The following is an 8,781-nucleotide window of genomic DNA, read 5'->3' as shown; positions in this document are numbered from 1 at the left end:
GCAACTCTCATCTTGTACCGGCCAGGACCCCTATATGTTGTGCCACCCCGAACCCCACCCCATGGTCAGCTACGCACTCTGAAACCGGAAGAGCCGGTAATCGTGCACCCACTGACCCTAAAGGGAGGAACCAATGGCTGATTCTGAACTGACGAACGCCGAGCGTTGGGAAGTGGAGCAAGCAGCGCAACAGGAACTCGATCGTATCGAGCGAAGCGCCGGTAAAGATGGTCGCTCGTGGTGGCAGGCCAACAAAAGGTGGACTGTAGCGCTGCTCCCAGCTATCGCAGCCGTCATCGCAGCGTCTTCTTTCCGCTATTTTCACGTGTACCAGCCCAACACATTCTCGGAACCGGTATCCGTAGCTGCAGGGGAAACGGCCCATTTTGATCGGGAGTTCGTCACCGAGGAGCACACCTTCCGGCGTGCTGCGGAGGTGGAGGTGTTTGCCGTGCAGAAACTAGAAGAGATAGATTTCCCGGACTTCCAGCCCACCGCGGATGTGGAGCTGTGGGCAGTGGCCACGAGCTGGAAAGCTCAGCCTGACGTCACGCTGTCATGGTGTGAAACGTGGCTGACGGACACCAATGGCACATCGTACGGCAACTATTCGGAGCTGATCGGCGATAAAAACTTCGACAAAAACTTTTCCTCGATGTACGCCTGTGTCCCGCCCGAAGCCACCGGGCCCGATGCACCATCGATCTTTGATCCAGATCCACAGGAAGATCCGGACAATAAGCGGCCGGAAACCTGGCGTAAGGTCAACGTGTTCGCATTGCCACCGGGAGTAACCCCGAAGACTCTCCAGATCGGGTGGGAGAAGCCGTTCTACCTTCAACTGGAGCTGCCAGAGCCGGGAACGGACATTGTGCCCAAGAATTAGTCGCTCACGCTGACAATTTCTTCCGCCGCAGCTTCCGCAGCGTCCGCCGCGTAGGAGTGCCGCAGGTAGCGATCCAACGCGGCCGCGAGCAGCGGCAGCGCCACCAAGAAGTAGCCGATCCGTCCCGCTACAAAAATATAAGGGGACACCGTGGCAGCAACGAGATAGTCCTGCGGGCCCATGATTGCGCGCCCGAGGTAAACCGTTGCCAGCTCGGTGATCGAGCACAGGATGAAAATCAGGCAGAACACGATCATGGGCACTACGCCAGCGATCGCGAGTTTCTTGAGCCCGTCCCAGGACAACTTGATCGGGCCCCAGATCGGCTGAGCAGCGGTGTCCAGCAGCGACTGGGCCTGGCTGCGGGTGGCCACCACAGCGCGGTGCTTGCTAAACGACGCCCATCGGGACCGCGGTGTCTTCGCGTGTTTTCCAGTGTGGCTTTCCGGGGTGGCTTTCTTTTTCGGCAGCAGGGTAGTGCCGAAGAGAACCGCGCCTAGGGTAAGCCAGGCGAGGGGAACCACGATGGTGTCATCAAGCTTCGCGAGGACGACGCCGGCGCCCACATACAGCTTGCCGACGATTCCCGTATTCTCGATCAGCGTTTCCTTAGCCACCAGAAAGTTGTGGTAGGCGGGAGCGATGACCGCGCGGCTGGTCAGCCATTCTTTGATCCCATTGATGTTCGCGGTGAGCATCGCGGACAACGAAACCATCCAGAGCGCCTCAAGGTACGCGGAAAAGGACGCGATACCAAAGTGACGTTCGCCGAGCGCGAAGAAGCCGATCAGTTTCCGGAGGAACAACACCACAATGATGAGGATGAGGGCTGCGGTGGTGTCGTTGATGAACACGCGGGAGAAATCAGTAGTGGTGAAGGTGTTAATAGACTCGTCAAGGGTTGCGTCGTAGACAAAGGTACGCAGGTCGTCCTTGAGTAGCCCATTAGAGGCGTACACAGTGAGGAACGGGATGAGCAGACCGCCGATGGTCAACAGGCGGGTTGTGCTGAGGTAGCCCGCGCGAGGAGCCTTCACCGCAGTAGAGAGGAAAGGCAAGCTAGGCTGCATTACCCACAACGCGATAATAATGCCGGTCATCACCGCCAGCGGCGCGAGCGGCACCACCAAAGTAGCGATCAGTGGCGAGGAGTCGGATACCGCCACCGCGCCCCACAGCACCGCGGCACGCACCGCAAACGCAGTGCACAACACCACTATGAGCGCAGGCCAATGACGTACGAGGAGTTTGCAGCCCTGGAACGGGATGGACAGGCTTTCCGCTACCGACGCCATGAGTTTTTTCACCGCCACAGTATAGCCAGAGACACTGCGGTGGCGCGGGGCGAAGCGAGAAAAGTATCAGGATTGTGACTTCGACTCGCCCGGCCCGAGCAGTTTGATGACGTGGTACTCGCCGTCGGCAAGGTGCTGGCGCAAGTCCTTCTTGTCGAACTTGCCCACCGACGTCTTGTCGATGCTCGACACAAACGCCCAATACTCCGGCAGCATCCACCGTGGCAGCTTCTCCCGCAAGCTGTCGCGCAGTCGTTCCGCGGTGTCCTTGCCCGCAGTAATGCCCTCATGCAGCACTGTGACGGCCAGTGGGCGCTCGCCCCACTTATCGTCCGGGTAGCCAATAACGGCGCACTCAACCACATCGGCGTGCTCCATCACCAGATTCTCCAGCTGCACAGAGTAAATCCACTCGCCACCGGAACGAATCACATCGCGGGCGCGGTCCTCCACGGTGAGGAAGCCGTCAGCGGTGACAGAACCGACATCTCCGGTGCGAAGCCAGCCGTCGGAAGTGAACTGCTGTGGCGCGTCCTCAACTGCCTCATTACGGAACACCGCAGCCGGCCCACCGTTGTCTTCTGCTTGCGAATGGAAGTAGCTGCCCGTCACCCATGGGCCACGGACCTGAATTTCGCCCTGGTTCCGGTCGGAGGAGGCCATGACCTTGCCGTCATTAACCACCCGATACTGCACCGACGCCGGGAACCTACCCTGGCTGATTCGGTACTCCCAACGGTTGGTACCCGACACACCGCGTGGCGGACGGGCGACCGTAGCCACCGTGCTCGTCTCGGTCATGCCCCACACGTGCACAATATCGACACCGTAGCGCTCTTCCCAGAGCTTGATGAGCACGGGAGGCACCGGAGAACCGCCAACGAAAATCTCCTGCAAACTCATGCGTTCTGGTGGATTGCTTAAGTAATGCACCATCAGGGAAATCCAAATGGTTGGCACGCCATGAGCCACACGCGGGTGAGTCTGCGCGATAATCTGTGCCAATCCAGCCGGACTTGTTTCCGCGCCCGGGAACACGAGGGGAGTGCCTGACATGAACGCTGCCAGCGGAACACCCCAACTAAGCACGTGGTAGATCGGGATGCAGCACAAAAAGGGATCACCGTGCGAAATACCCATGGAATCTGTGGTTCGCAGGCTCATGGTCTGCAAGTACAGCGAGCGGTGGGAATAGGCCACGCCCTTCGGGGCGCCCGTGGTTCCGGTGGAATAACAAATGGCTGCGGCTGTCCGCTCCTCCAAATCTGGCCACTCGTAATGCGTGGGCTTGCCGTCGAGAAGCGCCTCTAGCGAAAACAGTGCGATGCCTTCCGGTAGTGGCTCGCTCGGCGCCGGCTCCAACCCCGTGTACACCACGGCGCGCACCTTCGGGCAGTGGGGAAGAAGTGGCCACAGGATTGGCACCAGGCGAGGCTCGACGACGATCACTTCCATCTCGGAGTGATTAATGATGTGTTGGATCTGATCGCCCATCAGCTGTTTGTTCAGCGGGGTGAACACCGCGCCCTTGCACATTGTGGCGAACATCACTTCAAGGTGTTCTACGCGATTGTTGAGAAGTGAACCAACTCGCTGGTCAGACGTGATCCCAAGGTCATGTTCCAGAACGTGGGCAAACGCCGCAGCACGCGCCCCAATCAGGGAAAAAGACTGCTCTACAGGCCCCTCCGACGTCCACGTGGTTACCGTCGTTTCCCCGTGAACGGTTTCCGCGTACGACAAAATCCGCGACACCAAAAGGGGCATGTCCTGCATCGTGCTTAGCATGCTTACTACTCTAGCTGCGTCACTAACCCGCGCCAATGTAAGTAAAACCGAACGCATGCGCTACACTTGGCCGTGAACCGACAGTAACGTAACGCTAACCGCACATCATGTGCACATTTCACACAGCGAGTCGGCTCCTCACACGATGTACCTCAATGCGCTTGCGTCCTGGGACTCACTTCCCCCAGCGCAACGTAAAAGCGGTGTTTTGCACCGCACGATGAATTCCACAGAAGCTTCCAGGGATCAACTGCTGTAAGCAACAAACCTGGTGAAGCGCGAAAGGACCTCTGTGACTCAAGCAGACAGCGCCACAGCCAACGACGGCGCTACCACCAACCTCGGCGCACTCCGTATGCCAGAACTTCGCAAAATCGCAGAAGAACGTGGCATTCGAGGAATCTCCGGACTGCGAAAGTCGGAACTGATCGCTGCGATCCAATCCGGCGGAAAAGCACCGAAGGCGGCAAAGGCCGCGAAAGAAAAAGCGCCCGATGCGCCGGCCGTAACCGACAGCGCTGCAGCGGAAAAGCCAGCTGAAAAAGCAGCTCCACGGCGTCGCCGCGCCACCGCTACCACCGCGGAGACCCGCGCCAAGGACGAGGCTGCAACCGCAGCTCAGTCCAGTGACACTCCTGAGCAGGAACCAGCCGGTGACAACAACGCAGCTGAGGGTGGCAACACCAGCGAAAACAAGTACGAGTCCCGCTCCGCTGCCCGCCGTGCTCGTCGCAACCGCGCCCGTTCCGCACAGCGCGAAGAAGCACGTGAGGAAGCGCGCGAAGAAGCGCAGGACCAGTCCACCGCGGACAACAAGTCCGAATCCGCGGCCGATGGCGGTGACCAAGGTGAGCGCACTGACCGCTCCGAGCGCTCCGAGCGTGACGACGAGCGCGGTGACCGTGGGGATCGCGGTGACCGTGGGGATCGCGGTGAGCGCCGTGGCCGTCGCAACCGCCGCGATCGCGGTCGCAACCGTCGCGACCGGGACAATCGCGACAACCGCGACAACGAGGAAGTTCGCGAGGACGATGTCCTGCAGGCAGTCGCCGGCATCTTGGACATCGTGGACAACAATGTCGCATTCGTGCGTACCACCGGTTACCAGGCTGGCCAGGCTGATGTCTTTGTCACCCAGCAGATGATCCGCAAGTTCGGGCTGCGCCGAGGCGACGCTATCACTGGCCAGGTGAAGATGCCGCGCGAAGGCCAGCACCACGGGGGTGGCCGTAACCGTCAGAAGTACAACGCCTTGGTCCGCGTTGACTCGGTGAATGGCAAGACTGTGGAGGAAGCTCGCAACCGCCCAGAGTTTGCCAAGCTCACACCGCTGTACCCGAACCAGCGCCTGCGCCTGGAGACCGATCCGAAAATCCTGACCACCCGCGTGATCGACCTGATCATGCCGATTGGTAAAGGTCAGCGTGCCCTGATCGTCTCCCCGCCAAAGGCTGGTAAGACGACGATCCTGCAGAACATCGCTAACGCTATCGCGACGAATAACCCTGAGTGCTACCTGATGGTGGTGCTGGTTGATGAGCGTCCGGAAGAAGTGACGGACATGCAGCGCAGCGTCAAGGGTGAGGTCATTGCATCCACCTTCGACCGCCCGCCAAGCGAGCACACCGCCGTCGCCGAGCTGGCCATCGAGCGTGCTAAGCGCCTGGTGGAGCAGGGACAGGACGTGGTGGTTCTCCTGGACTCCATCACCCGCCTGGGGCGTGCCTACAACAACAGCTCCCCGGCCTCGGGCCGTATCCTGTCCGGTGGTGTGGACTCCAACGCGCTGTACCCGCCAAAGCGTTTCCTGGGTGCTGCCCGCAACATCGAAAACGGTGGCTCCCTCACGATTATCGCCACCGCCATGGTGGAGACCGGTTCCGCCGGTGACACCGTGATTTTCGAGGAATTCAAGGGCACCGGCAACGCTGAGCTCAAGCTGGATCGTAAGATTTCCGAGCGTCGCGTGTTCCCAGCCGTGGACGTGAATCCGTCCGGCACCCGCAAGGACGAGCTGCTGCTGGCCCCTGAGGAAGCACGCATCATGCACAAGCTGCGTCGCATCCTTTCGGCTCTGGACAACCAGCAGGCGATTGACCTGCTGATCAAGCAGCTGAAGAAGACCAAGTCGAACGGCGAGTTCCTCATGCAGGTCGCGTCGTCCGCTCCTATGGCTGCGTCTGCGACCGGCGAGGAGGATTACTCCTAATGGCCGCAGAGGTTTCAGTTGTCGACGATATCCTCTCCGAGTACCAGGGCCTCGAGGCCCAGATGCAGGACCCGGAGTTTGCGAACGACGCTGCCCAGGTGCGCAAGGTAGGCAAGCGATACTCCGAGCTGCAGCCGATCATCAACGTGTACCGGGAGCTGTCCCAGGCGAAGGAAGATCTGGCAGAGGCGAAGGAACTGGCCTACGAGGATCACGATTTCCAGGCGGAGGTCGATCGCCTCGAGCCACGTGTGCTTGAGCTGGAAGAGCAGCTTACCGATCTGCTCGCGCCACGTGATCCGCACGATGGTGATGACATCGTCATGGAGATCAAGGCTGGTGCTGGCGGTGAAGAAGCCGCTCTGTTCGCCGGTGACCTGCTGAAGATGTACCAGAAATACTGCGAAAAGCATGGCTTTAGCACCGAAATTCTGGGTCTTGCTGAGTCGGATCTGGGCGGCGTCAAGGACATCACCCTGTCCATCCGTTCCAAGACGCCTTCCCGCGATGGGGCGTGGAGCGTGTTCAAGTTTGAAGGTGGAGTGCACCGCGTGCAGCGCATCCCCGTCACTGAATCTCAGGGCCGCATTCAGACCTCCGCAGCTGGTGTGCTGGTGTACCCGGAGCCAGACGAGATTGAAGACGTGCAGATTGATGAGAAGGATCTGCGCGTTGACGTCTATCGTTCCTCCGGTAAGGGTGGCCAGGGCGTGAACACGACAGACTCCGCTGTCCGTCTGACCCACCTGCCCACCGGCCTGGTGGTGACGTGTCAGAAGGAACGTTCCCAGATCCAGAACAAGGCCCGCGCCATGCAGGTGCTGGCAGCACGGTTGCAGCAGATGCAGGAAGAAGCTGCGGAAGCGGAAGCCGCTGAGGGGCGCGCTGCTCAGGTGCGCACCATGGACCGCTCCGAGCGTATCCGCACCTACAACTGGCCGGAGAACCGCATCTCCGACCACCGCATTAACTACAAGTCCAACAACCTCGACGCCGTCCTCGGTGGAGACATGGATGACTTGTTCGCTGCGCTTCAGGCAGCTGATCGCGCAGCGCGACTCGAAGCCGAGTGAATGACGGACGTGTCCCAGGCCGTCAAGGCAGCAGCAGCCACCCTCGCCGACGCGGGGGTGGCATCGCCGCTTCACGACGCCCAGTCCCTCGCAGCCTGGTGCCTTGGCATCAGTCGCATGGACCTGTTCCTGCACGGCGCCGATGATATGCCCGCCGAATACAGCGAGCTCATTGCGCGTCGCGCCGGCCGCGAACCGCTGCAGCACATCGTGGGCAGCGCGCCAGTCGGCCACCTCGATCTCCTAGTGGGGCCGGGGGTTTTTGTGCCTCGTCCAGAAACCGAACTCATTGGTGACTGGGCGGTGCAGCGATTGCGGGGGATGGGCGTCGATAAGCCGTGCGTGGTCGACCTATGCACCGGCAGCGGTACCCTGGCCGCTTACGTCGCGTCGTTGGTGCCCTCTGCCCTGGTCACAGCCGTGGAAATCGACCCGCAGGCGATGACCTGGGCGCAGCGTAACCTCGATCCGCTCGGTGTACGCACTGTGCTTGGCGACGCCACCGCCCCCGATCTCTTGACGAACCTCAATGGGCGGTGCGACATGGTTCTTAGCAACCCGCCGTACGTGCCCGAAACCACCCCTGTGGAACCGGAAGTGCGGGCCGACCCGCACCACGCCGTGTTCAGCGGCGAAAGCGGGATGGACGTCATCACCGCGATGGCGCCCACCATTTACCGGCTCCTTGCCCCCGGCGGAGTCACAGCCATCGAACATGACGACGCGACAGCCGACCTCGTGTGCGCAGTGCTGGAACAGTACGGTTTTGAAGAAATCATCTCCCATCAGGATCTTGGCGGGAGAGATCGCTACGTGACCGCGATGAAACCAGCAGAGTAAACTATTCGTTTGATTACCCCAATTCACAAGGAGTTCACCGTGAGCCGTATCTACGACTGTCAAGACCCAGCGACCCGGGCACTCGGCCTGCGCGCCGCCACCGACGCAGTGCGTTCCGGACGCCTCGTGGTCATGCCCACGGACACGTTGTACGGACTCGGCTGCGACGCCTTCGACAACCAGGCTGTAGCGAGCCTCCTCCAGACCAAGCACCGCGGCCCTGACATGCCCGTTCCGGTCCTCGTGGGATCCTGGGACACCATCCAAGGCCTGGTCCACACCTACTCGGAGCAGGCCCGCACCCTCGTCGAAGCATTCTGGCCCGGCGGCCTGTCCATCGTGGTACCGCAAGCCCCGTCGCTCACCTGGAACTTGGGCGATACTCGCGGCACCGTCATGCTGCGCATGCCACTACACCCCGTGGCCATTGAACTGCTGCGTGAGACCGGTCCGATGGCCGTGTCCTCCGCAAATATTTCCGGACACACCCCACCGACCACGGCCGTGGCCGCGAAACAGCAGCTCGGAAATGCCGTCAATGTGTACCTCGACGGCGGCGAGTGCCCAGTAGGTAAACCATCGTCCATCGTCGATCTCTCCGGACCGGCGCCGCGCCTGCTCCGCGAAGGGGCCATCTCCGCCGAAGAGATCGCCACGGTACTAGGAGTGACTGCAGAAAGCCTACGCTGA

At 60.8% G+C, this 8,781-nt stretch carries 7 protein-coding genes; 5 read left to right on the top strand and 2 right to left on the bottom strand.

Going from position 1 to position 8,781, the window contains the following annotated elements; all coding sequences use genetic code 11:
- Nucleotides 1–133 precede the first annotated feature (133 nt).
- The gene (locus tag ACZ6ZO_RS07755) at nucleotides 134–886 is read left to right on the top strand and encodes a hypothetical protein (protein WP_465291757.1); all 753 of its coding nucleotides are present in this window, start codon (nucleotides 134–136) and stop codon (nucleotides 884–886) included.
- Here ACZ6ZO_RS07755 and ACZ6ZO_RS07750 read toward each other — a convergent pair.
- The gene (locus tag ACZ6ZO_RS07750) at nucleotides 883–2,193 is read right to left on the bottom strand and encodes a hypothetical protein (RefSeq protein ID WP_182385883.1); all 1,311 of its coding nucleotides are present in this window, start codon (nucleotides 2,191–2,193) and stop codon (nucleotides 883–885) included. The genes ACZ6ZO_RS07755 and ACZ6ZO_RS07750 overlap by 4 nt on opposite strands.
- A 54-nt stretch (nucleotides 2,194–2,247) precedes the next feature.
- Nucleotides 2,248–3,969: a long-chain fatty-acid--CoA ligase gene (locus tag ACZ6ZO_RS07745; protein ID WP_465291755.1), complete on the bottom strand. Its 1,722-nt coding sequence runs from the start codon at nucleotides 3,967–3,969 to the stop codon at nucleotides 2,248–2,250.
- A gap of 292 nt (nucleotides 3,970–4,261) precedes the next feature.
- Here ACZ6ZO_RS07745 and rho point away from each other — a divergent pair, with 292 nt between their 5' ends.
- The 4 genes from rho to ACZ6ZO_RS07725 are packed head-to-tail and all read left to right on the top strand — an operon-like array spanning nucleotide 4,262 to nucleotide 8,781.
- Nucleotides 4,262–6,178 (top strand): transcription termination factor Rho, encoded by a 1,917-nt coding sequence (gene rho / locus ACZ6ZO_RS07740; protein ID WP_465291753.1) that lies wholly within the window; start codon nucleotides 4,262–4,264, stop codon nucleotides 6,176–6,178.
- A complete protein-coding gene (gene prfA / locus ACZ6ZO_RS07735; protein ID WP_182385885.1) occupies nucleotides 6,178–7,251 on the top strand; it encodes a peptide chain release factor 1 in 1,074 nt (357 codons plus the stop codon). The genes rho and prfA overlap by 1 nt, the downstream gene beginning before the upstream one ends.
- Nucleotides 7,252–8,091 carry a peptide chain release factor N(5)-glutamine methyltransferase gene (gene prmC, locus ACZ6ZO_RS07730; protein ID WP_465291751.1) on the top strand — a complete coding sequence of 280 codons (840 nt, stop codon included), beginning with the start codon at nucleotides 7,252–7,254 and terminating at the stop codon, nucleotides 8,089–8,091.
- Between the two features lie 39 nt (nucleotides 8,092–8,130).
- Nucleotides 8,131–8,781: an L-threonylcarbamoyladenylate synthase gene (locus ACZ6ZO_RS07725; RefSeq protein ID WP_182387543.1), complete on the top strand. Its 651-nt coding sequence runs from the start codon at nucleotides 8,131–8,133 to the stop codon at nucleotides 8,779–8,781.

The sequence above is a fragment of the Corynebacterium sp. NPDC104732 genome, from assembly GCF_055583565.1.
This window is presented reverse-complemented; position numbering and strand designations above follow the sequence as displayed.